Source organism: Caloramator sp. (assembly GCF_020054765.1).
GTDB lineage: Bacteria > Bacillota > Clostridia > Clostridiales > Caloramatoraceae > Thermobrachium > Thermobrachium proteoclasticum.
The window spans coordinates 57085-80195 of sequence record NZ_JAIHAO010000012.1 but is presented as its reverse complement, the minus strand read 5'-3'; the positions used below and the strand labels follow the sequence as shown (position 1 = coordinate 80195).

Genomic DNA, 23111 nt, shown 5'->3' with positions numbered 1-23111 from the left:
TAAAACTTTTCATTTTTAAAAGTTAAAATGATAAATATACGATTAATTTTATAAAAATTTTAAAAGATAAAGGATAGGTATTCAATTATTAGAGTGCCTGTCCTTTTTATATCAATAAACTCTTTCTATCTGTATTATTATAATCACTAAACTATAATTTTTTATTAAATAAAAATATTTTAAACGTTTCTTGTATATAAAACTATATTTTTCAACTTAGCTTGACACCTGTTTAATTATATAATTAAAATAGATATGTTAGATTTTTTATGGGACACCAGAACATAAGTGCATTTTTATTTTTTTACATTTAGAGAGGGTGTTAAGATTGTATTTAAAACGAATTGAAGTTAAGGGTTTTAAGTCATTTGCAGATAAAATTGAACTTGATTTTAATGGAGGAATTACTGCAATAGTAGGTCCAAATGGTAGTGGTAAAAGTAATATATCTGATGCTATAAGATGGGTTTTAGGAGAACAGAGTGCCAAAACTTTAAGAGGAGCAAAGATGGAGGATGTTATTTTTGCAGGAACAGAGACAAGAAAACCATTGGGCTGTGCAGAGGTTTCTTTAACAATCGATAATTCTGATGGAATTGTTCCAATTGAATATACAGAAATAACAGTTACAAGAAGACTTTACCGTTCTGGTGAAAGTGAATATTTAATTAATAATACACCCTGTAGATTAAGGGATATTCAAGAGATTTTTATGGATACAGGGATAGGTAAGGATGGATATTCTTTAATCGGACAAGGAAGAGTAGATGAAATTTTAAGTACGCGTTCAGAGGATAGAAGAAATTTATTTGAAGAAGCTGCTGGTATAGTAAAATACAAGACAAGAAAGTTAGAGGCAGAAAGAAAGCTTGAAAATACAAGACAAAATCTATTAAGAATCGATGATATCATTTCGGAATTAGAATCACAGATTGAACCTTTGAGGGAACAATCCGAGGTTGCTAAAAAATATTTATCATTTAAAGAAGAATTAAAGGAATTGGAAATAAACTTAATATTAAACAATTATAATGAGGCAAGAGAAAAATATAAAAAAATTACAGTAGATTCGGATGAAATAAACCAAACCAAGGAACAGGAAGAAAAAAGAAAGCAAATTTTAAAGGAAGAGGTAGTTTCTTTAAAGCAAAACCTTGTTGAAATAGAAAAGGAATTAGAAAGAGTTTCAACAGAAAGATTGGAACTTGAAAAGAATCAAGAAAATAAGCAGGGTGAAATTAAAGTATTAAATGAGAGATATGCAAACTTTATAAATGAAATAGATAGGTTAAAGAATGAAATTGAGAATAACAAAGAATATATTTTAGAGGTAGAATCAAGTATACAAAACTTAGGATTAGATAATAATGAGGTATTAGATGAGATACAATTAATCAAGAATGAGATAGATAAAATTGAAAAGGAATATAATAATTTAAACCAAAAATATATCACAATAGAGTCTGATATAGATGAGAAGAAATCAAATTTGCTTCAGCTTCTTAATGATATATCTCAAGAAAAAAATAAAATTAGTTCTTATGAAATAACATTACAAAATTTTGATAGACGTAAAGAACAAATAAATTATATAAGAAGTCAAAAGGAAGAAGAGTTAGAAAAAGTTAAGAAGGAAAAAGAAAAAAATGATATTAATTATAATAATTTAAGTGAAAAAAGGAAAAATAAAACCGATTTATTTAATTCAGTTCTTCAACAGATTAGTTTTTTAGAACAGGAAGGAAAGAGATTACAATCAGAAAAAAATAATCTTATTTCAGATCTAAGGTCAAAAGAGGCAAGATGTAATGCTTTAGTTTCTATGGAAAATGAATTAGAGGGATTTAATAAAGCTACAAAATATATTTTGACAAATTATAAAGAGAATTTTGGTGTTTTAGGTGCAGTATCAGATATTATTAAAGTTCCAAAAGGGTATGAAGTTGCAGTTGAAATTGCACTTGGTGCTGCTATTCAAAATATTGTTGTTAAAAATGAGAGTGTAGCAATACAGCTTATAGATGTTCTTAAAAAGAATAATATAGGAAGGGTTACCTTCTATCCATTAAATACTGTTAAATATAAACCATATATAATAGACCAAAAGATAAAACAGATGTCTGGATATTTAGGACTTGCTAATGAGATTGTAAGTTTTGATGAAGTGTATAAAAATGTAGTTGGAAATATTTTAGGCAGGGTTCTCATTTGTGATAATTTAGAAAATGCAAAAAATATAGCAAAGGAAATAGATTATGCTCTAAGGATAGTTACATTAGAGGGAGATGTTATAAATGCTGGTGGAAGCTTTACTGGAGGTAGTGTAGCTAAAAGCCACGGTATTTTTTCAAGAAAAAATGAGATTGAAGAATTAAATACAGATATAAAGACACTAAAGGAAACAGCTCTAAAGTATGATAAAAATATTGCTTTAAATAATGAAAAGATCAATGATTATTTTATTAAAAAGAATGAGATAGAGCAGGAAATAAAATCAATTGAAAAGGAAATACAGATATTAGTTGGAAAACAGCTATTTTATGAAAAACAAATTGAAGATATAAATAAAAATATAAAGGATATTGAAGTAGAATTAGAACATATTGAAATAGAAACTCAAAATGTAAAGAAAAAGCTTGAGGAAAGAGAACAGCAATTGAAGCTTTTAGAGGAAAAGCAATCTTTAATTCAAGAATATGTTGAGAATACTCAAAGAGATATTAAGGATTTACAGGTTAAAAAGGATGTTCTTTATAAGGAACTAACAGATAAAAGAATATTATATGCAGAAAAAAATAAAATTTTAGAGGGAATAAGCGAAAGAAGAAAGCAGTTAGAAAAGGAAAAAAATAATTATGAAAATAGGATTAAAAATTATGAATTAGAAATAGAAAATTTAAATATAAAGATAGAACAAACTAAAGAAAATATAAGAAAAAATTTAATAGAATTGCAGAAGTATGCAGAAGATATTATAAAAGTTAAGGAAGAATATTATTTATTTGAGGGAAAGAAGAGGGAATTTACAGATATAATACAGAGCAAAGAAAGGGATATTGTAGCAATAGAAGAGAGTATTGCATCAATTATAAATTCTATTCATAAACTTGATATTATGAAAAATAAGCTTGAAAATGAGATTGAGGTCTTAACAAATAAACTTTGGGAAGAGTACGAATTGTCAATTCCTCAGGCAGTAAAGTATAAAAAGGAAATTAAAAATGTAGGAGAAATATCAAAAAGAGTAAATGAGCTTAAAACGAATATAAGGTCTCTTGGAGATGTAAATGTTAATTCAATTGAAGAATATAAAAGAGTTGTTGAAAGATATTCTTTCTTAAAACAACAAAGGGAAGATTTGATTAATGCTGAAAAATCCTTGGTTGGAGTAATAAATGAAATGGTTCAAAAGATGACAGAACAATTTAAATATAATTTTAGAATTATAAGGGAAAACTTTAACTTAACCTTCAAGGAATTGTTTGGTGGAGGTTATGCAGATTTAAGGCTTGATGGAGAGGACGTCTTAAATTCAGGAATAGAGATTATAGTTCAACCTCCAGGTAAAAAACTTCAAACATTATCATTACTATCTGGTGGAGAAAGGGGTCTTGCTGCGATAGCACTTATTTTTGCAATATTAAAGATGAAGCCGACGCCATTTTGTGTTCTTGACGAAATAGAAGCGGCATTAGATGATGCCAATGTAAATAGATTTGCTGATTTTTTAAAGGACTATTCAACAAGGACACAATTTATTATAATAACTCATAGAAAGGGTTCAATGGCAGCGGCAGATACTCTTTATGGTGTTACAATGGAGGAAAAGGGAGTATCAAAGGTTGTTTCATTAAAGTTAGAGGGAGGAAAATAATATGTCTTGGTTTGAAAAACTAAAACAAGGACTTACAAAAACAAGAAATGTATTAAACGATAAGGTAGATGCACTATTGTCCTTTACAAAGACAATAGATGAGGAATTATATGAAGAATTAGAGGAGATATTAATAACATCAGATGTTGGTGTTAGCACTACAACAAAGATAATAGAAATGCTGAGAAAAAAGGTTAAGGAAAATCGTATAGATGATCCTTTAAAGGTTAAGGAACTTTTGAAGGAAATAATTGCAGATATTTTAGACAATGAAAAACATTCAGTTATTCCAAAATCAACTCCTGCTGTGTATATAGTTGTTGGTGTAAATGGAGTTGGAAAAACAACTTCAATTGGTAAAATGTCACACTACTTAAAACAAAAAGGGTATAAAGTTATGCTTGCAGCAGCAGATACATTTAGAGCAGCTGCTATAGATCAACTTGAAGTGTGGGCTAAAAGAAGTGGAGTTGATATTATAAAGCATCAAGAGGGTGCTGATCCAGCAGCAGTTGTCTTTGATGCCATTCAAGCAGCAAAGGCGAGAGGAGTAGATATATTAATTTGTGATACTGCTGGTAGACTTCATAATAAGAAGAATTTAATGGAGGAGCTTAGAAAAATAAATAGGATAGTAGAAAGAGAATACGAAAATGCCTATAAAAAAACTTTCCTTGTGCTTGACGCAACAACAGGTCAAAATGCATTAAATCAAGCAAAAGAGTTTATGAATGTTGCAAATGTAAATGGGTTAATTTTAACAAAATTAGATGGAACAGCAAAGGGTGGAGTTGTAATTTCAATTGCCAATGAGCTAAATATTCCTGTTTCAATGATAGGTGTAGGAGAGGGAATTGAGGATCTACAGGAGTTTGATCCAAAAGAATTTGCAGATGCTTTGTTTTGATGTTAAGTAAAAATACTTGACACATTCAATATATTTTGTTATTATCATTTAGGGATGTGCTGATATGGATAGATTAAGTTATATTGTTCTTTTGTTAGATTTTTATAGGAATCTGTTAACTCAAAAACAACGTGATATAATGTCAAGGCATTTTGAAGAGGATATGTCGCTTGCAGAGATTGCCGAGGAATATGGCATATCAAGGCAGGCAGTACACGATATAATAAAAAGAAGTGAAAAGGCACTTTTAGACTATGAAGAAGAATTAGGTTTAGTTGACAGGTTTTTAAAACAGAAACAGGAGCTTATAAAAATAAAAAATCTTTTGAGTAAATATCAAGAATATGATGATATAAAAAAATCACTGGATATATTAAATAAGCTTTTAGATATTTGATTAGGAGGTCATCTTATGGCTTTTGAAGGGCTTACGTCTAAGCTTCAAGAAACATTTAAAAAATTAAGGGGTAAGGGTAAATTAACTGAAAAGGACGTAAAGGATGCAATGCGTGAAGTTAAATTAGCCCTTCTTGAAGCTGATGTTAACTATAAAGTTGTTAAGGATTTTATTAATAGTGTTTCTGAAAGGGCTGTTGGAGAAGAGGTAATGGAGAGTTTAACTCCAGCACAGCAGGTTATAAAAATAGTTAATGAAGAATTAATTAAATTAATGGGAAGCACAGAAAGTAAATTAAAACCAGCTAATAATCCACCTACAGTAATTATGTTGGTTGGTCTTCAAGGTGCAGGTAAGACTACAATGGCCGCAAAACTTGCACTCCATTTAAAAAAGCACAATAAAAAGCCACTTCTTGTGGCAGCAGACGTGTATAGACCAGCTGCTATAAAGCAGTTACAAATATTAGGTAACCAAATTGATATCCCTGTCTTCAGTTTGGGTGACAAGGTAAATCCGGTGGATATAGCTAAAGCAGGTATAGAAAATGCTAAAAAGTTAGAAAGAGATTATGTTATTATAGATACTGCAGGACGTCTTCATATAGATGAAGAGCTTATGCAGGAACTTAAGAATATAAAATCAGAAGTAAAACCAAATGAAATATTGTTAGTAGTTGACGCAATGACAGGACAAGACGCTGTAAACGTAGCAGAACACTTTAATAGTAATCTTGATCTAACTGGTGTTATACTAACAAAGTTAGATGGGGATACAAGAGGTGGAGCTGCTATATCAGTAAAGGCAGTTATAAATACACCAATAAAGTTTGTAGGAACTGGAGAAAAACTAAATGATTTTGAAGTATTTCATCCAGACAGAATGGCCTCAAGAATACTTGGAATGGGAGATATATTGAGCCTAATAGAAAAAGCCCAAGAGGCCATTGATGAAAAGAAGGCAGCAGAGCTTGAAAAGAAAATATTAAGTCAAGAATTTACACTTGAAGATTTCCTTGATCAAATGCAGCAGATGAAAAAGATGGGACCATTGAAGGATTTAGTTAAAATGATACCAGGTGTAGATGCATCAAAGTTAGGTGATATGGAAGTAAATGAAAAGGAATTACTACATGCAGAAGCAATTATTAAATCAATGACCAAGGAAGAGAGAAGAAATCCTTCAATTATAAATGCGAGTAGAAAGAAGAGAATAGCAAAGGGATCAGGAACAACAATTCAAGAAGTAAATAAGTTACTAAATGGATTTGAACAGGCAAGAAAGATGATGAAACAATTTGGAGATATGCAAAAAAATATGAAAAAAGGGAAATTTAAATTTCCTTTCTTTAAATAAATTATGACAACGTGCTTTGTAAGGAGGTGAAAATAATGGCAGTAAAGATAAGATTAAGAAGAATGGGTGCTAAGAAGGCTCCTTTCTACAGAATAGTTGTTGCTGATTCAAGATCACCAAGAGATGGTAGATTCATTGAAGAAATAGGATACTACAATCCAATTGCTGAGCCAGCTGATATAAAGATTGATGTAGAAAATGCAAAGAAGTGGTTAGCAAATGGAGCTCAACCATCAGATACTGTTAAGCGTCTATTTAAAAAAGCTGGTGTTATAGAATAATGGAGGTGGATTACCATGAAGGAATTGGTTGAGGTAATCGCCAAGTCACTTGTTGACAATCCTGATGAAGTTCAGGTAAAGGAAATATCTGGAGAGCAATCGGTTATTATTGAATTAAAGGTTGCTCCAGAGGATATGGGCAAGGTTATAGGTAAGCAAGGAAGAATTGCAAAGGCTATAAGAACTGTAGTTAAGGCCGCTGCAATTAAGGAAAATAAAAGAGTTATAGTTGAAATAATATAATAAAAAGAGTTAGGATTACCTAACTCTTTTTAACATAAAAGGGTGGTAATATTATGAAAAATTATTTGAAGGTTGGTCAGATAATAAATACCCATGGAGTTAAGGGAGAAGTTAAAGTTTACCCTTTAACAGATGATGTTAAAAGGTTTAATAAGCTAAAGTTCGTGTTTATAAAGGATAAGGATGCATATACAAAGGTTAATGTTGAGGGAGTAAAATATTTTAAAAATCTTGTGATTTTGAAATTAGAAGGTATAAATAATATGACAGAGGCTGAAAAATATAAGAAGGTATATTTATATGTAGATAGGGAAAATGCAGTTAAGCTTGAAGAGGATGCTTATTTTATTGCAGACTTAATAGGCCTTGATGTTTATACTTTAGAAGGAGAGTATTTAGGGAAAATAACGGATGTCTTTAGTACAGGTAGCAATGATGTATACGAAATAAAAAATGATGATAATAGTCTACTTATACCTGCAATTAAGGATGTTATTAAGCAAGTTGATTTAAATAATTCTATTATGAAAATTAATTTATTAGAGGGATTAAGATGAAATTTGAAGTATTAACTTTATTTCCTGAGATGTTTGAAGCATTAAACCACAGTATATTAAAAAAAGCACAGGAAAATGGTATTATTGAAATTAACCCTATAAATATAAGGGATTTTTCTAATAACAAGCACAAAAAAGTTGATGATTACCCATATGGTGGCGGTGCAGGTATGGTTATGCAGGCAGAGCCCATATTTAATGCAGTTGACTATATAATAAATAAGTATGGGAAAAAACCATATACAATAATGATGTCACCAAGGGGCAAAAGGTTTGAACAAAGTGATGCGAAAAGATTTCTTCAAAAAGAACATATTGTAATTTTATGTGGTCACTATGAGGGAATTGATGAAAGAGTTTTAAGTATTGTAGACGAAGAAATTTCAATCGGTGATTTTGTTTTAACTGGTGGAGAAATAGCGAGTATGGCAATAATTGATTGTATTAGCAGGTTAGTACCAGGAGTTTTACCTAAGGAAGAAAGCTATCAAGATGAGTCCTTTTATGATGGTCTATTAGAATATCCTCAGTATACAAGACCGGAAGTTTTTAGAGGTATGAAGGTACCAGATGTACTGTTGTCTGGTCATCACGAAAAAATTAGAAGGTGGAGAAAATATCAATCATTAAAAATAACATATGAGAGAAGACCCGATTTGTTAAATAAAAAGAAATTAACCAAAGAAGAACAGGATATGTTAGATGAAATAATAAAGTCAAAAGAAGAGTAAAGAGTCAAAAATATGAAAAATGTTCTTGATATATTTGGATTTGTATGCTATAATAATCGTTGTGTAAAACGGGCGTTCCTCTGCAACGTCATGAACGTCTAGGATAAAAGGGAGGTAAAGGACATGGATATCATTAGAGCTATTGAAGCAGAACAATTAAGAAGTGATATTCCAAACTTTGGACCTGGTGATACTGTAAAGGTTCACGTAAAGGTAAAGGAAGGAAACAGAGAAAGAATCCAAGTTTTCGAAGGAATTGTTTTAAAGAGACAAAATGGTGGTCTTAGAGAAACATTTACAGTAAGAAAGATTGCTTACGGCGTAGGTGTTGAAAGAACATTCCCAGTTCACTCACCAATGATTGACAAGATTGAAGTTGTAAGAAGAGGTAAGGTAAGAAGAGCTAAGCTTTACTACCTAAGAAAGAGAGTAGGTAAGGCTGCTACAAAGGTTAAGGAAATTATGGACTAATGGGGCTGAATATCAGTCCCATTTTACTTTTATAGAATGTTTTTATATAATTACAAAAGGAGGGGATAAGATGAATATTCAATGGTACCCAGGGCATATGGTGAAAACAAAGAGACAAATAGAAGAGAGTTTAAAAATAATTGATGTTGTTATAGAGCTTTTAGATGCGAGGATACCTGTAAGTAGTAAAAACCCTGATATAGATGAATTAATTAAAAATAAACCTAAGGTAGTATTGTTGAATAAGTGTACTTTAGCTGATGAAAAGATAACAAGAGAATGGATAAAATATTTTAAAGATAAGGGAATATACGCTTTAGACATCGACTCGGTTTCTGGTAAAAATATATCAAAGGTATATCCTGTTTTAAAGGAGGCAGTAAAGGACAAATTTGAAAGAAAGGCTGCTAAGGGAATTGTAGGAAGACCTATACGTGCACTTGTTGTTGGTATACCAAATGTAGGTAAATCCTCCTTTATAAATAAGATTTCAAATAAATCAAGTGCTAAAACAGGTGATTTACCTGGGGTTACAAGATCTAAACAATGGATTAAGGTAAATAAGGAGTTTGAACTATTAGATACTCCAGGTATATTATGGCCTAAGTTTGAGGACGAGAAGGTCGCACTACATTTAGCCTATACAAAATCTATTAAGGAAGAAATCATCGATATAGAAGAATTGTCATTGAAATTTATTGATGAGATGAAGGATAAGTTTCCAAAGTGTATACAAGAGAGATACAAAGTTGATATGGATAAAACAGCTATTGAGATATTGAAGGAAATAGGTAAAAAGAGGGGTTGCATTGTATCGGGTGGTGAAATAGATACATTGCGTGCTGCAAATATTCTTTTTGAGGATTATAGATCTGGTAAATTAGGAAAAATTACATTGGAATCTCCAACATATGAAGAAGAGGTGCAAAATGAAGATTAAGGAGTTAGAGGATTTAATAAAAAATTCATCCTATGAAGAGTTTTTAAGTTTAAAGGCTTCCTACTTTGATGAGGAGAAAAAATCAATAGTTAATCTATTTAAAAAATATGAGAATAAATTTAAAAGGAATCAAAAATTAGTAGAGGAGTATCATAAAAGATTAACCTACGAAAAAGATTTATTAAATAAAGGTTATAGGTTTATTGCGGGTGTTGATGAAGTAGGTAGAGGTCCTCTTGCAGGTCCTGTATATGCAGCAGCTGTTATTTTAGATTTAAATAATCCAATATATGAAATAAAGGATTCAAAGAAATTATCAGATACAAAAAGAAAAGAAATATCAGAAAAAATAAAGGCAGATTGTATAGCATATTCAATAGCTTTTGCAACAGAAAGGGAGATAGACGAACTAAATATATTGAATGCCACTAAGCTTGCAATGAAAAGAGCAATAGAGGGACTTAGTGTTAAGCCGGACTTTATATTAATAGATGCTGTAAAGATTGATTTGGGAATTGATTCAGATTCATTAATAAAGGGAGATGATTTATCAGTATCTATAGGTGCTGCATCTATTATTGCAAAGGTGGAAAGAGATGAATTTATGGATGAAATTGCCTCAAAATATCCATTTTATTCTTTTGAAAAGAATAAAGGATATGGGACAAAGGAACATATTGAGGCAATTAAGAAGTATGGGCCATGTGAAATACATAGAAGAAGTTTTATAAAGAATATAGTTTAGGGTGATAGAATGAACAATAGGGTATTGGGTAATTTAGGGGAAGAGGCTGCGAAGTATTTTTTAATTAAAAATGGTTATAGGGTAGTTGAAACAAACTATAAAAATAAGTTTGGAGAAATAGATATAGTTGCTATTGAAAAGGATTGTATTTCTTTTATTGAGGTTAAAACTCGAAGCTCTATAAAATATGGATTACCTTGTGAAGCAGTTAATTATAAAAAAATTGACAAGATAAAAAAGGTTGCATTAGGATATTTAAATGAAAATAGACATAGAGGTTACAATATAAGATTTGATGTTGTTGAAGTTTATTTAGATAAGGACAGGAATACAATAAAAAATATTAATTTAATAAAAGATGCTTTTTAGTAACCGTGGATTATATTATTCACGGTCAGCTTGTTGACATACCTGTTTGTTAGCTAAAGTATGAAAAAGCCCCATGAAAGGATTTTGATAGGCTCTTTCATGAGCTTTAGCAATTGTTGCTTTTCGACTTTGAAAAAGTCCGTAATTCGGTACAGGATGTGCCGAGCCGAGCCGCCATCAGGATGATGGCATCGCGAGGGTAGGACTTTTTCAAACAAAGAAAAGCTTAGAATTGCTTAGCGAAATGAAGGTATGCCCAAGAAATCCTTAATGGGGCTATTCAATATACAAATTTTACAATAGCCTGACCGTGAATTATATTATTCACGGTTTTTTTTGTTGTCGTTAATATGATTAAACTATTTAAAAGGAGGATATAATTTACAATAAATTGTATTGTATAAGGGGAGGATTTTATGATAAGTAGAGTAAACTCTATTTTTTTAATGGGTTTGGATGGATACATTTTAGATATAGAAGTTGATATTCAAAACGGACTTCCAGCCTTTAATATGGTTGGGCTACCAGATGCCGTTATTAAAGAGTCTAAAGAAAGAGTCAGAAGTGCAATTAAAAATTCAGGTCTTGAATTTCCAAAGGGTAAAGTTTTGGTTAATTTTGCACCAGCTTCAATAAAAAAGGAAGGTAACCATCTTGATTTACCTATAGCAATTTCAATTTTAAAGGCCTGTGGCTATATAAACAGTAATATAGAAAAGGATATTTTTGTAGGTGAACTTGCGTTAAATGGAGATATTCGCAGAGTAAGAGGACTTCTCCCTATGATAATAGAAGCAAGGTCAAAGGGATTTAAAAGGGTATTTATTCCAATAGACAATATAAATGAAGTTAAAATGATAGATGGAATAGACATATATCCTGTAAATAGTCTACGTGAAGTTATTGATTATTTAAATGGAGAAATACAATTAGAGAAGGTTTTAACTATAAAGTATGATATTACAAATGTAAAGTACGCAATTGATTTTAATGAAGTAAAGGGACACAGTTTTGCTAAAAGAGCTGTTGAAATAGCAGCATCAGGTTTTCACAATATATTAATGTATGGGCCACCAGGATCAGGAAAGACAATGATAGCTCAAAGAATACCAACTGTTTTGCCATATCTTACATATGAAGAAAGTTTAGAAGTATCAAAGGTATATAGTATTGTTGGAGCTTTAAAGGATGAGAGTATGATATTTTATCCACCTTTTAGGAATCCACATGTAAATGTATCCACCAATTCTTTAATTGGAGGAGGAACAGTTCCCATTCCAGGTGAAGTTTCTTTAGCACACAATGGAGTTTTATTTTTAGATGAATTTACTGAATTTAAAAGAGATGCTCTCGAGGCCTTAAGACAGCCTCTTGAGGATGGGATTGTTACAGTTTCAAGAGTAAAAGCTAAATATACTTTCCCAGCAAAATTTATGCTTGTTGCAGCTATGAATCCTTGCCCTTGTGGTTATTATGGTTCAGAAATTAAAGAGTGTAAATGTACTGAATTACAGATAAAAAATTATTTATCAAAGATATCTGGCCCTATTTTGGATAGAATAGATATACATATTGAACTTTCACCTGTGAAATTTGAAGAATTGCAGGATAGTAAGGATGAGATAAGTTCACTTGAGATATTAAAAAAGGTTATAAAGGCAAGAGAAATACAGGCGAAAAGATTTAAAAATGATGGAATTTTATATAATTCAAATATGAAATCAAAGCATATTAAAAAATATTGTAGGTTAGATGGGGATGCAGAAAAATTATTAGAAAATGCTTATAAAAGATTTAATATGACAACAAGATCCTATGCCAAAATATTAAAGATATCACGAACAATAGCAGATTTAGATGAGAGTGAAAATATAAAATCAAATCATATTGCAGAGGCATTACAATATAGAAAATTAGATGGTACTTTGTTGAAGTAGGTGAAATTTATGAGTTTAGAATATAATTTATGGTTTTTTATGTTGAAAATAAATAGAAGGATAAAGAGAGAAATAATTAATTTAAATATGACACCGAAGGAAATATTCAATAAAAAAATTGATGAATTAGTTTATATGGGTATAGATATTATCACAGCTGAATATATAATTAAGAATAAAGACTTAAAACACGTTGAAGAGATAATTAAACAGATGGAAAAGAAAAATTTTAAATTTGTGTTTATGACAGATGATACTTACCCTTGTCTTTTAAAAACAATTGATGATGCACCAATAGGATTATTTTACATAGGAAATATTATGTTACCAAAACAGCTTTTAGCTATTGTAGGCTCCAGGAGAGCAACTAATTATGGTAAAACAGTTGCATATAAAATTAGCTTAGAGCTATCAAAATATAATATAGGGATAGTAAGTGGAATGGCAAGGGGAATAGATACAGAAGCACATAATGGTGCAATAGATTCTAATGGATTTACAATTGCTGTTTTAGGTTCTGGGTTTAATAATATTTACCCAAAGGAAAATATAAAATTAATGAATAAAATAATTGATAATGGTTGTGTTTTTACAGAATATTTGCCTGATGTTAAACCATTTAGTTTTAATTTTCCAGAAAGAAATAGGATTATAAGTGGTTTATCTAATGCTGTTTTAGTGGTTGAAGCAGGGATAAACAGCGGCTCAATGATAACAGTAAATTATGCATTAGAACAAGGAAAAGACGTTTTTGCAGTTCCAGGTGATATATATAAAGAACAGAGTAAGGGTTGCAATAAGCTTATAAAGGAAGGTGCAAAACTAATAGATTCAATTGATGATATACTCGAAGAATTTGGTATAAGAAATAATTCAGATAAATATAATATAGAATTAGATGAGTATGAAAAAAACATAATAAATTATATTAATGAAGGAAATATAACCTTTGAACAAATAAAATTAAAATGTAAATATGAGACAAGTTTTTTGTTATCAAAATTAACCATTCTTGAATGTAAAGGAATAATCAAGAGGGTTTATGGTGGAAATTATGTTATCATAAAATCTTGATTTTATAAAATTTTCTGTTATAATACAGTTATTGCTAAATAGTTACTGGAGGTGTTAGAATGGCTCAATCTCTTGTAATAGTTGAGTCACCTGCAAAGGCAAAAACAATAGGAAAATTTTTGGGAAAAGGATATAAAATTGCTGCTTCTATGGGACATGTTAGAGATTTACCTAAAAGTCAATTAGGTGTTGATATAGATAATAACTATGAACCTAAGTATATTACAATTAGAGGTAAGGGTAAACTTATTGACGAGTTAAAAAAGGAAGCAAAGAAATGTCAAAAGGTTTATCTTGCAACAGACCCAGATAGGGAAGGAGAGGCTATATCTTGGCACCTTGCTACCATTCTGGGCCTTAATTTTAACGATGATTGTAGAATAGAATTTCATGAAATAACCAAGAAAGCTTTAAACGAGGCTGTTAAAAATCCCCGTAAAATAAATATGAATTTAGTAAATGCTCAACAAGCAAGAAGAGTATTAGATAGATTAGTTGGTTATGAAATAAGCCCTATTTTATGGAAAAAGGTTAAATGGGGGCTTTCTGCAGGTAGAGTACAATCAGTAGCAGTAAAGCTAATCTGTGAACGTGAACAGGAAATCAATAATTTTGTACCTGAAGAATACTGGTCTATAACCGCAAAATTGAAGGATAAAAATAAACAGTTTGAAGCTAAATTCTATGGAAAAGCAAATGAAAAAATAGAACTTAAAAATAAAGAACAAGTTGATGAAGTATTAAACAATATAAAAGATGCAGAATTCAAAGTTGTAAATGTTAAAAAACAAGAAAAGAAAAAGAGTCCAATGCCACCTTTTACAACAAGTTCATTGCAACAAGAGGCCTTCAAAAAGTTGAATTTTACAACTAAAAAGACTATGTCTATAGCACAGCAGCTATACGAAGGTATAGATATAAAAGGTGAAGGTACTGTAGGTTTAATTACTTATATGAGAACAGATTCGGTAAGAGTATCAGAAGAAGCACAAAGGGAGGCAAAGGACTACATACTTAATAATTTTGGAAAAGAATATGTGACTAATACAACTAAAAATTATAAAACAAAGGGAAACATTCAAGATGCCCATGAAGCAATAAGACCTACTTCGGTTAATAGACATCCTGATAAGATAAAGGATTGTTTAACTAATGATCAATACAAATTATACAATCTAATATGGAATAGATTTATAGCAAGTCAAATGTCTGAAGCTGTTTATGATACTACATCTGTTGATATTACAGCAGGTGATTATCAATTTAAAACTACAGGTAGCATTTTAAAATTTAATGGGTTCCTAACAGTATATCAACAGGATGAAGATGAAAAAGAAGCAAAGTTACCAGAAATAAATATTAATGACGTATTATCGTTAATTAATTTAGATAGCAAACAACACTTTACTCAACCACCAGCAAGATATACAGAAGCTACACTGGTAAAGGTTCTTGAGGAAAAAGGAATTGGAAGACCAAGTACATATGCACCAATTATTACTACTATATTAGAGCGTGGTTATGTTGAAAAGGAAAAGAAGTATTTTGTCCCTACAGAATTAGGTGTAATAGTGACTGAGCTTTTAAGCGAGAACTTTAAGGATATAGTTGATGTTGAATTTACTGCGGAAATGGAAAAAAAACTTGATGAGATAGAGGAAGGGCAGGAGAATTGGGTTGAAGTTGTTGATTCGTTCTTTAAACCTTTGAAAAAACAAATTGAGTTAGCTGAGCATACAATTGAAAAGATTTCAATAGAAGAAAAGGTTGAGGTTACAGAAATAAAATGTGAAAAATGCGGAAGGAATATGGTAATAAAAAAGAGTAAGTACGGAAAGTTCCTTGCCTGTCCAGGCTATCCTGAATGTAAAAATACTAAACCAATTTTAGATGAACTTGATGTAAATTGTCCATTATGTGGATCTAAGGTTGTTATAAGAAGGAGTAAAAAGGGAAAGACATTTTATGGATGTAGCAATTATCCTAAATGTAATTTTGTAAGTTGGGATAAACCTACAAATGAGAAATGTCCAAAATGTGGAGAAACACTTTATGAAAAGAATGTTAAAGGAGAAAAAAAGCTTGTATGTATAAATAAAAATTGCAAATAATAAAATCAGAAAAATTGCACAAATCTTATTGTAAAAATTAAAAAATTTGTCGAAAATAATAAAAAATATGTTGCATAATCGTTTGCATTATGTTATAGTTATATTGCTGATGGGAAATAAACAATTCAAAAAATTTTAAAAAATGATTTTATAAATGGCATTGGGGGTTATTGATATGTTTAAGGCAACGACAATAGTTGCTGTCAAGAAAGATAATATGGTGGCAATTGCAGGTGATGGACAAGTAACTTTTGGAGAAAATACCATTATAAAATCATCTGCAAATAAAATACGCAAAATATATAATAATAAAGTTTTAATTGGTTTTGCTGGTTCAGTGGCGGATGCCTTTACACTTGCTGAAAAATTTGAAGATAAACTAACCGAATATAATGGTAATTTAAGAAAGGCTGCTGTAGAACTTGCAAGTTTCTGGAGAAGTGATAAGGCACTCAGAAAACTTGAAGCACTAATGATTGCAGCTGACAAAGAAACTCTAATAATAATATCTGGTGGTGGAGAAGTCATAGAACCTGATGATGGGATAGCTGCAATAGGTTCAGGAGGTATGTATGCACTTGCAGCAGCAAGAGCCTTAAAGCAAAATACAACACTTACCCCAAGGGAAATAGCGTTTAAATCTTTAGAAATTGCATCTGAGATATGTGTTTATACAAACAGCAATATTAATGTGTTGGAGCTTTAAATGGGGGGATATAAATGGAACAATTAACTCCGAAAAAAATAGTTCAAGAACTTGATAAATATATTATTGGTCAAAATGAAGCTAAAAAGATGGTGGCAGTTGCCTTAAGAAATAGATATAGAAGAAGATTAGCATCTGATGATATAAAAGAAGATATAATTCCTAAGAACATTTTGATGATTGGTCCAACTGGTGTAGGTAAGACAGAAATAGCAAGAAGGTTAGCAAAACTTGTTAATGCACCTTTTGTAAAGGTAGAGGCAACTAAATTTACTGAAGTTGGCTATGTTGGAAGGGATGTTGATTCCATAATTAGAGATTTGGTAGAAAATTCAATTAGGCTTGTAAAGGAAGAAAAAATTAAAGAGGTAGAAGAAAAGGCACTTGAAATGGCAAAAATGAGGGTAGTTGATGTAATAGCACCTCTACCAAACAAGAAAACAAATAGAAATCCATTTGATTATATTTTGGGATTTCAAAATGAAAATAAAAATGTAAGCCTTAATGAAAGTGAAGAAGATATTAATTTAAAACGTCAGCAGATATTGCACCAGCTTGAACAGGGTTTGCTTGACAATGTGGAAATAGAAATAGAAATAGAAGATAGTTCAACACTTCCATTTGAGGTTATAGCTGGTGGGAATATAAGTGATTTAAACATAAATTTTGAAGATTTATTAAGTGGGATTCTTCCAAAAAAGAAAAAATCTAAAAAAGTAAAGGTAAAGGATGCACTTAATATTTTTAAAAATGAAGAAGCAAATAAATTACTGGATTTAGATGAAATAAATAAAATAGCAGTAAAAAGAGCAGAAGAAGATGGGATTGTGTTTATTGATGAAATAGATAAAATAGCTGGCAAAAACAATAAGAGTGGTACTGATGTTTCAAGGGAGGGTGTCCAAAGAGATATACTACCTATTGTAGAGGGAAGTACTGTTAATACAAAATATGGTCCAGTAAAAACTGATCATATATTATTTATAGCTGCAGGGGCTTTCCATGTTTCAAAGGTGTCAGATTTAATACCTGAACTACAAGGGCGTTTTCCAGTTAGAGTCAAGTTAAATGATTTAACTAAAGAGGATTTTATTAAGATATTGATGGAACCCAAAAATGCTTTAATTAAGCAGTATAAAGAGTTACTCAAGGTGGAAGGAATAGAATTAATATTTACTGAAGATGGTATAGAGGAAATTGCTGAAGTTTCATATAAAATGAATATGACAAGTGAAAATATTGGTGCAAGAAGACTTCATACTATAATTGAAAAAGTTCTTTTAGATGTTTCCTTTGAAGCACCAGACTTAGAAGAAAAAATTGTAACTATTAATAGAGAATATGTAAAGCAGAGAACCACAGAATTGGTTAAAGATACTTCAGAAAAAAATTATATAATTTAGAAAGGAGAATGACTATGTACAGCTTACTTGAGAAGACAAGAATGTTAAATAAAATTTTACAAAAATCAGCAACAGAACCAGTAGTTTTTGGGGATATTTGCAAGACCCTAAGTGAGGTTATGAACTGCAATGTCTATGTTGTAAGTAGAAAGGGAAAAATACTTGGATATCAATTAAGAGACGAATTTGAATGCGATATAGTTAAAAATACTGTTATTAGAGAACAAAAGTTCCCAGAAGATTACAACAATAGCCTAATGCAAATATCAGAAACAAGATCAAATATAAAATCAAAGGGTATTTGTGTATTTGAAAATGATGTTAACTGCCTGTTTAGAGACAAAATAACAACTATAGTTCCTATTATAGGAAATAGAGAAAGATTAGGTACATTATTAATAGCAAGATTTGGTGAAGAATTTACAGATGAAGATTTAGTTCTTGCTGAATATAGTGCAGCTATAGTTGGTATGGAAATAATAAGATCAAAGCAGGATGAGATTGAAGAAGAAGCAAGGAAGAAGGCAGTTGTTCAACTTGCAATTGGAACACTTTCATATTCAGAATTAGAAGCAGTTGAACACATCTTCAATGAACTTGAAGGAAATGAAGGCCTACTTGTAGCAAGTAAAATTGCTGACAAAGTAGGTATAACAAGATCAGTAATAGTAAATGCACTTAGAAAATTTGAAAGTGCTGGTGTAATTGAATCAAGATCACTTGGTATGAAGGGTACACATATAAAGATACTAAACGATAAGTTACTTGATGAGTTAAAGAAGCTAAGAAGCTAATTTTTAGCTTCTTTCTTTTGTAAAAAATATGAATAATTTTTTCTTTATTTGTTAAAATAATTATTGATTATATGACAAATCTATGTTATACTATCAATCGTGAAAAAAACACACACTCTACAATTTTTAAAAGGGTGCCTGTAATAAGGCCTTTTAAAAAAATGAGTAGAGTGGAGGAATAAAACCAGGAGGTGCCAATATGTCAGTTATTCAAATGAAGCAATTATTAGAAGCGGGTGTTCATTTTGGACATCAAACAAGAAGATGGAATCCTAAAATGTCACAGTACATCTTCACTGAAAGAAATGGTATTTACATCATTGACCTTCAAAAGACTGCAAAGAAATTAGAAGAAGCATATGAATTTGTTAAGAATGCAGCAGCAGAAGGAAAAGAAATTTTATTCGTAGGAACAAAAAAGCAAGCTCAAGATTCAGTTAGCAAGACTAAATGAACTTCAAAAGATGGCTGAAGATGGTACATTCGATCTACTTCCAAAGAAGGAAGTTATTAAGTTAAAGAATGAAATGGAAAAGCTTGAAAAGAACCTTGGAGGAATCAAGGAATTAGCTAAGCTAAATAGAATTGATAAGGATAACATTGTTCTTTTCGTTGTTGATCCAAGAAAGGAAAAGAATGCTGTTGCAGAAGCAAGAATACTTGGTATACCAGTAGTTGGTATAGTTGATACTAACTGCGATCCAGATGATGTTGATTATGTAATACCAGGTAATGATGATGCAATAAGAGCAGTTAAGCTAATTACATCAAAGATAGCTGATGCTGTACTTGAAGGAAGACAAGGTGAACAATTAGCAGAATAATATTAAAAGGTAAGGGTAAAGGGTATCTTAACCCTTACCTTTAATAACATTAAGGAGGAATCGGTTATGCAAATTACAGCTAAGATGGTAAGTGAACTAAGAGAAAGAACTGGTGCTGGAATGATGGATTGTAAAAAGGCACTTGTTCAAGCAGAAGGAGATATGGAAAAGGCTATTGAAATCCTTAGAGAAAAGGGATTAGCAGCTGCTGCTAAAAAGGCAGGAAGAGTTGCTGCAGAAGGTGTTGTAGAAACATACATAACAGAAGATGGCAAGACAGGTGCGGTTGTTGAAGTTAACTGTGAAACAGACTTTGTTGGTAAGAATGAAGATTTCGTAAATCTTGCTAAGAATCTTGCTAAGCAAGCAGCTTATTCAAAGGCTAATACAGTTGAAGAAATATTAGAAGAAAAGTACATAGCAGATGAAAATATGACTGTAAAGGAAGCTATAACAGCTTTAATAGCAAAGCTTGGAGAAAATATGACATTTAGAAGATTTGAAAGATTTAATGTAGAAAATGGTGTTATAATGGACTACATCCACGGTGGTGGAAGAATAGCTGTTATGGTTCAAGTTGAAGGAGCAACAAATGAAGTTGCAAAGGAAGTTGCAAAGGAACTTGCATTACAAATAGCTGCAGCAAATCCTCTATACATTGTAAAGGAAGAAGTACCACAAGAAGTAATTGAAAAAGAAAGAGAAATATATAGACAACAAGCTCTAAACGAAGGAAAACCAGAAAAAGTAGTTGAAAAGATGGTTGAAGGTAGACTACAAAAGTATTTTAAGGAAGTATGCTTAATAGAGCAATTATGGATAAGAGATCAAGACAAGACTATAAGAAAGTTTGTTGAAGAAAAGTCAAAAGAAGCAAATGCAGAACTTACAGTTAAGAAGTTTGTAAGATTTGAAAAGGGTGAAGGTATAGAAAAGAAAGAAGAAAACTTTGCTGAAGAAGTTATGAAGCAAACAAGGGCGTAATTTTAAAAGAGAACACACCTGTGTTCTCTTTTTTTAAGAAGGATATTTTAATTTTTGGTAGAATATATTAAGTTGGAGGTAATAAGATGACAGCTCCAAAATATAAAAGAGTTATGATTAAATTAAGTGGTGAAGCTCTTGCAGGTGAAAAGGGCTATGGCTTTGATTTTGATGTTATTAAAAGAATCTCTGAAGAGATTAAAGATATCGTAGATATGGGTGTTGAAGTTGGTTGTGTTGTTGGTGGAGGTAATATATGGAGAGGTAGAAACGGAATAGATATGGACAGAACAACAGCCGACTATATGGGTATGCTTGCAACTTGTATAAATGCCATGGCTCTTCAGGATTCATTAGAATCAATAGGTGTTAAAACCCGAGTTCAAACTGCAATAGAAATGAGGGAAATTGCAGAGCCATTTGTAAGAAGAAGAGCGGTAAGACATCTTGAAAAGGGTAGAGTTGTTATTTTTGCAGCAGGAACTGGTAATCCGTATTTTTCAACTGATACAGCAGCGGCACTTAGAGCTGCGGAGATAGAGGCAGAAGCTATACTACTTGCAAAAAAAGTAGACGGTGTCTATGACTCAGATCCAAATAAAAATAAAGATGCTAAGAAGTTTGATAGATTGACTTTTATGCAGGTATTAGAAAGAGATTTAAAGGTAATGGATTCTACTGCAACATCATTATGCAAAGATAACAATATTCCAATCATAGTTTTTGCACTTGATGAACCTGGAAATATTAAAAGGGCAGTACTTGGAGAAAATATAGGTACTGTTGTTGAAAATTAATAAAGGAGGTTTTTTAAATGATTAAGGAAGTAATTGTTGCTTCTGAAGAAAAAATGAAAAAATCAATTGAGCTTCTTAAGAAGGAATTACAAGGATTAAAGGCTGGAAGAGCAAATGCTGCAATGCTTGACAAAATAACTGTTGATTATTATGGAACACCAACTCATATTGCACAACTTGCTTCAATTTCAATTCCTGAACCAAGAGTTTTAGTAATACAACCTTGGGATAAAAATGCATTAAAGGATATTGAAAAGGCTATTCAAAAATCTGATTTAGGTATTAATCCAACAAACGATGGTCAAGTAATAAGATTGGTTATTCCAGAGCTTACAGAGGAAACAAGAAAGAATCTTGTTAAAGTTGTTAAAAAGCACGGGGAAGACACTAAAGTTGCAGTTAGATCTGTAAGAAGAGATGCTAATGACAAATTAAAGGCACTTAAAAAGGAAGGTAATTTCTCAGAGGACGAAATAAAGAGAACTGAGGAAGAAGTTCAAAAGATAACTGATAATTTTATAAAAGAGATTGATAAGTTAGTAGAAGCAAAGGAAAAGGAGATATTAACTGTATAATATGGATGTGAAGAATTTTTTAGCTCATAAATTAGAGGATATAGAAGACTATTTAAAGAAAAGTGGAATAAATTATGAGTTAATAGAAGTAGATAATCCTAAGGGCGTTAAAATAGGTGATGAAAAAAGGATTATTAAGATAGAAGAAGAGGCCTCCATAAAAATATACTATTCTTATTTTTAATAAAAAATAAATAAAGTCTATAATGCCAAAGCTTAAAGCTTTGGCATAAAAAATTTATTTTTATGAGGGAGGTAACAATGTTATTTTTTAATAAGAAAAAAAAGAATGAATCAAAAAATTTTTTAGAAATGATTGATAAAAATAAAATTCCAATGCATATTGCTATAATTATGGATGGTAATGGTAGATGGGCTAAACAAAGAAATTTACCAAGAACTTTTGGACATAAAGCAGGTGTAGAAACTATAAGGGAAATTGTTAAGGCAAGTTCTGAACTTGGTGTAAAATATTTGACTTTATATGCTTTTTCAACAGAAAATTGGAAGAGACCAAGTGATGAAGTAAATGCACTTATGAATTTACTGGTTGAGTATCTTAGATCTGAAGTTCAGGAATTACATGAAAATAATGTTGTAGTTAATTCTATTGGAGATATAAGTAAATTACCATTGGTTTGTCAGGAAGAATTGAAAAATGCTTATGAAAAAACCAAAGATAATACTGGTTTAGTATTAAATCTTGCATTAAATTATGGTGGTCGAGATGAAATAAAAAATGCAGTAATTAGAATTGCAGAGCTTATAAAGGAAAATAAAATAGATATTGAAGACATTAATGAAGAATTGATAAGTAGTAATTTATATACTGCAAATATGCCAGACCCAGATTTATTAATTAGGCCAAGTGGTGAATATAGATTGAGCAATTTCTTATTATGGCAAGTAGCATATACAGAATTCTGGTATTCAAATATATATTGGCCAGATTTTAATAGAGAACATCTATATAAAGCTATATATGATTATCAAAATAGAGATAGAAGATTTGGTGGTATAAAATAGAGAAGGTGA

At 30.8% G+C, this 23111-nt stretch carries 23 protein-coding genes and 1 pseudogene; all 24 read left to right on the top strand.

Translation table 11 applies throughout. From position 1 onward, the window contains the following. The first annotated feature begins 328 nt into the window (after nt 1-328). The 24 genes and pseudogenes from smc to JG776_RS06150 all read left to right on the top strand — a co-directional run bounded on the left by smc (nt 329) and on the right by JG776_RS06150 (nt 23102). Nucleotides 329-3874: a chromosome segregation protein SMC gene (gene smc / locus JG776_RS06265; RefSeq protein WP_291965724.1), complete on the top strand. Its 3546-nt coding sequence runs from the start codon at nt 329-331 to the stop codon at nt 3872-3874. Nucleotide 3875: 1 nt separating this feature from the next. Next, nucleotides 3876-4781, top strand: coding sequence for a signal recognition particle-docking protein FtsY (ftsY, locus tag JG776_RS06260; protein ID WP_291965722.1), 906 nt, complete (start codon nt 3876-3878; stop codon nt 4779-4781). A 64-nt stretch (nt 4782-4845) separates the two neighbouring features. Further along, entirely contained in the window at nt 4846-5178 is a 333-nt protein-coding gene (gene ylxM / locus JG776_RS06255) for a YlxM family DNA-binding protein (RefSeq protein WP_291965721.1), read from the top strand. A gap of 15 nt (nt 5179-5193) precedes the next feature. Next, complete coding sequence (gene ffh / locus JG776_RS06250; protein WP_291965719.1) at nt 5194-6534, top strand: signal recognition particle protein; 1341 nt, start codon at nt 5194-5196, stop codon at nt 6532-6534. 35 nt (nt 6535-6569) lie between these two features. Next, nucleotides 6570-6815: a 30S ribosomal protein S16 gene (rpsP, locus tag JG776_RS06245; protein ID WP_027307447.1), complete on the top strand. Its 246-nt coding sequence runs from the start codon at nt 6570-6572 to the stop codon at nt 6813-6815. A 15-nt stretch (nt 6816-6830) separates the two neighbouring features. Continuing rightward, entirely contained in the window at nt 6831-7058 is a 228-nt protein-coding gene (locus tag JG776_RS06240) for a KH domain-containing protein (RefSeq protein WP_027307448.1), read from the top strand. A 53-nt stretch (nt 7059-7111) separates the two neighbouring features. Continuing rightward, complete coding sequence (gene rimM, locus JG776_RS06235) at nt 7112-7615, top strand: ribosome maturation factor RimM (RefSeq protein WP_027307449.1); 504 nt, start codon at nt 7112-7114, stop codon at nt 7613-7615. Continuing rightward, the gene (gene trmD / locus JG776_RS06230; protein ID WP_291965715.1) at nt 7612-8346 is read left to right on the top strand and encodes a tRNA (guanosine(37)-N1)-methyltransferase TrmD; all 735 of its coding nucleotides are present in this window, start codon (nt 7612-7614) and stop codon (nt 8344-8346) included. The genes rimM and trmD overlap by 4 nt, the downstream gene beginning before the upstream one ends. Nucleotides 8347-8469: 123 nt before the next feature. Further along, complete coding sequence (rplS, locus tag JG776_RS06225; RefSeq protein WP_027307451.1) at nt 8470-8817, top strand: 50S ribosomal protein L19; 348 nt, start codon at nt 8470-8472, stop codon at nt 8815-8817. Between the two features lie 70 nt (nt 8818-8887). Next, entirely contained in the window at nt 8888-9757 is an 870-nt protein-coding gene (gene ylqF, locus JG776_RS06220) for a ribosome biogenesis GTPase YlqF (protein ID WP_291965712.1), read from the top strand. After that, nucleotides 9747-10502, top strand: a complete 756-nt coding sequence (locus JG776_RS06215; protein ID WP_291965710.1) for a ribonuclease HII — start codon at nt 9747-9749, stop codon at nt 10500-10502. Before ylqF ends, JG776_RS06215 begins: the two co-directional genes overlap by 11 nt. A gap of 9 nt (nt 10503-10511) precedes the next feature. Further along, nucleotides 10512-10871 (top strand): YraN family protein, encoded by a 360-nt coding sequence (locus JG776_RS06210; RefSeq protein ID WP_291965708.1) that lies wholly within the window; start codon nt 10512-10514, stop codon nt 10869-10871. Between the two features lie 416 nt (nt 10872-11287). Further along, complete coding sequence (locus tag JG776_RS06205) at nt 11288-12808, top strand: YifB family Mg chelatase-like AAA ATPase (RefSeq protein ID WP_291965706.1); 1521 nt, start codon at nt 11288-11290, stop codon at nt 12806-12808. A 9-nt stretch (nt 12809-12817) separates the two neighbouring features. Continuing rightward, the gene (dprA, locus tag JG776_RS06200; RefSeq protein ID WP_291965704.1) at nt 12818-13882 is read left to right on the top strand and encodes a DNA-processing protein DprA; all 1065 of its coding nucleotides are present in this window, start codon (nt 12818-12820) and stop codon (nt 13880-13882) included. A 59-nt stretch (nt 13883-13941) separates the two neighbouring features. Then, nucleotides 13942-15993, top strand: a complete 2052-nt coding sequence (gene topA, locus JG776_RS06195) for a type I DNA topoisomerase (protein WP_291965702.1) — start codon at nt 13942-13944, stop codon at nt 15991-15993. Nucleotides 15994-16168: 175 nt separating this feature from the next. Further along, entirely contained in the window at nt 16169-16699 is a 531-nt protein-coding gene (gene hslV, locus JG776_RS06190; RefSeq protein WP_291965700.1) for an ATP-dependent protease subunit HslV, read from the top strand. Nucleotides 16700-16713: 14 nt separating this feature from the next. Beyond that, nucleotides 16714-18102, top strand: coding sequence for an ATP-dependent protease ATPase subunit HslU (hslU, locus tag JG776_RS06185; RefSeq protein ID WP_291965698.1), 1389 nt, complete (start codon nt 16714-16716; stop codon nt 18100-18102). Nucleotides 18103-18116: 14 nt separating this feature from the next. Beyond that, on the top strand, nt 18117-18896 hold the full coding sequence (codY, locus tag JG776_RS06180) for a GTP-sensing pleiotropic transcriptional regulator CodY (protein ID WP_291965696.1): 780 nt from the start codon (nt 18117-18119) through the stop codon (nt 18894-18896). A gap of 199 nt (nt 18897-19095) precedes the next feature. Continuing rightward, nucleotides 19096-19720 (top strand): annotated as a pseudogene (rpsB, locus tag JG776_RS06175) (30S ribosomal protein S2). Between the two features lie 66 nt (nt 19721-19786). Next, nucleotides 19787-20704 (top strand): translation elongation factor Ts, encoded by a 918-nt coding sequence (tsf, locus tag JG776_RS06170; protein ID WP_291965694.1) that lies wholly within the window; start codon nt 19787-19789, stop codon nt 20702-20704. An 86-nt stretch (nt 20705-20790) separates the two neighbouring features. After that, nucleotides 20791-21501, top strand: coding sequence for a UMP kinase (gene pyrH / locus JG776_RS06165; protein WP_291965692.1), 711 nt, complete (start codon nt 20791-20793; stop codon nt 21499-21501). A gap of 17 nt (nt 21502-21518) precedes the next feature. Next, nucleotides 21519-22076 (top strand): ribosome recycling factor, encoded by a 558-nt coding sequence (gene frr, locus JG776_RS06160; protein ID WP_291965691.1) that lies wholly within the window; start codon nt 21519-21521, stop codon nt 22074-22076. Between the two features lies 1 nt (nt 22077). After that, nucleotides 22078-22260 carry a hypothetical protein gene (locus JG776_RS06155; protein ID WP_291965689.1) on the top strand — a complete coding sequence of 61 codons (183 nt, stop codon included), beginning with the start codon at nt 22078-22080 and terminating at the stop codon, nt 22258-22260. A gap of 77 nt (nt 22261-22337) precedes the next feature. Further along, nucleotides 22338-23102: an isoprenyl transferase gene (locus JG776_RS06150; protein WP_291965687.1), complete on the top strand. Its 765-nt coding sequence runs from the start codon at nt 22338-22340 to the stop codon at nt 23100-23102. Nucleotides 23103-23111: the final 9 nt, after the last annotated feature.

What these genes read in the sequence shown, in the direction of transcription:
- tsf (WP_291965694.1), top strand. Translation starts at nt 19,787, where the DNA reads ATGCAAATTACAGCTAAGATGGTAAGTGAACTAAGAGAAAGAACTGGT.
- hslU (WP_291965698.1), top strand. Translation starts at nt 16,714, where the DNA reads ATGGAACAATTAACTCCGAAAAAAATAGTTCAAGAACTTGATAAATAT.
- frr (WP_291965691.1), top strand. Translation starts at nt 21,519, where the DNA reads ATGATTAAGGAAGTAATTGTTGCTTCTGAAGAAAAAATGAAAAAATCA.
- JG776_RS06155 (WP_291965689.1), top strand. Translation starts at nt 22,078, where the DNA reads ATGGATGTGAAGAATTTTTTAGCTCATAAATTAGAGGATATAGAAGAC.
- dprA (WP_291965704.1), top strand. Translation starts at nt 12,818, where the DNA reads ATGAGTTTAGAATATAATTTATGGTTTTTTATGTTGAAAATAAATAGA.
- pyrH (WP_291965692.1), top strand. Translation starts at nt 20,791, where the DNA reads ATGACAGCTCCAAAATATAAAAGAGTTATGATTAAATTAAGTGGTGAA.
- ftsY (WP_291965722.1), top strand. Translation starts at nt 3,876, where the DNA reads ATGTCTTGGTTTGAAAAACTAAAACAAGGACTTACAAAAACAAGAAAT.
- ffh (WP_291965719.1), top strand. Translation starts at nt 5,194, where the DNA reads ATGGCTTTTGAAGGGCTTACGTCTAAGCTTCAAGAAACATTTAAAAAA.
- rplS (WP_027307451.1), top strand. Translation starts at nt 8,470, where the DNA reads ATGGATATCATTAGAGCTATTGAAGCAGAACAATTAAGAAGTGATATT.
- hslV (WP_291965700.1), top strand. Translation starts at nt 16,169, where the DNA reads ATGTTTAAGGCAACGACAATAGTTGCTGTCAAGAAAGATAATATGGTG.
- trmD (WP_291965715.1), top strand. Translation starts at nt 7,612, where the DNA reads ATGAAATTTGAAGTATTAACTTTATTTCCTGAGATGTTTGAAGCATTA.
- rpsP (WP_027307447.1), top strand. Translation starts at nt 6,570, where the DNA reads ATGGCAGTAAAGATAAGATTAAGAAGAATGGGTGCTAAGAAGGCTCCT.
- rimM (WP_027307449.1), top strand. Translation starts at nt 7,112, where the DNA reads ATGAAAAATTATTTGAAGGTTGGTCAGATAATAAATACCCATGGAGTT.
- codY (WP_291965696.1), top strand. Translation starts at nt 18,117, where the DNA reads ATGTACAGCTTACTTGAGAAGACAAGAATGTTAAATAAAATTTTACAA.
- JG776_RS06150 (WP_291965687.1), top strand. Translation starts at nt 22,338, where the DNA reads ATGTTATTTTTTAATAAGAAAAAAAAGAATGAATCAAAAAATTTTTTA.
- JG776_RS06205 (WP_291965706.1), top strand. Translation starts at nt 11,288, where the DNA reads ATGATAAGTAGAGTAAACTCTATTTTTTTAATGGGTTTGGATGGATAC.
- topA (WP_291965702.1), top strand. Translation starts at nt 13,942, where the DNA reads ATGGCTCAATCTCTTGTAATAGTTGAGTCACCTGCAAAGGCAAAAACA.
- ylqF (WP_291965712.1), top strand. Translation starts at nt 8,888, where the DNA reads ATGAATATTCAATGGTACCCAGGGCATATGGTGAAAACAAAGAGACAA.
- JG776_RS06215 (WP_291965710.1), top strand. Translation starts at nt 9,747, where the DNA reads ATGAAGATTAAGGAGTTAGAGGATTTAATAAAAAATTCATCCTATGAA.
- JG776_RS06240 (WP_027307448.1), top strand. Translation starts at nt 6,831, where the DNA reads ATGAAGGAATTGGTTGAGGTAATCGCCAAGTCACTTGTTGACAATCCT.
- ylxM (WP_291965721.1), top strand. Translation starts at nt 4,846, where the DNA reads ATGGATAGATTAAGTTATATTGTTCTTTTGTTAGATTTTTATAGGAAT.
- JG776_RS06210 (WP_291965708.1), top strand. Translation starts at nt 10,512, where the DNA reads ATGAACAATAGGGTATTGGGTAATTTAGGGGAAGAGGCTGCGAAGTAT.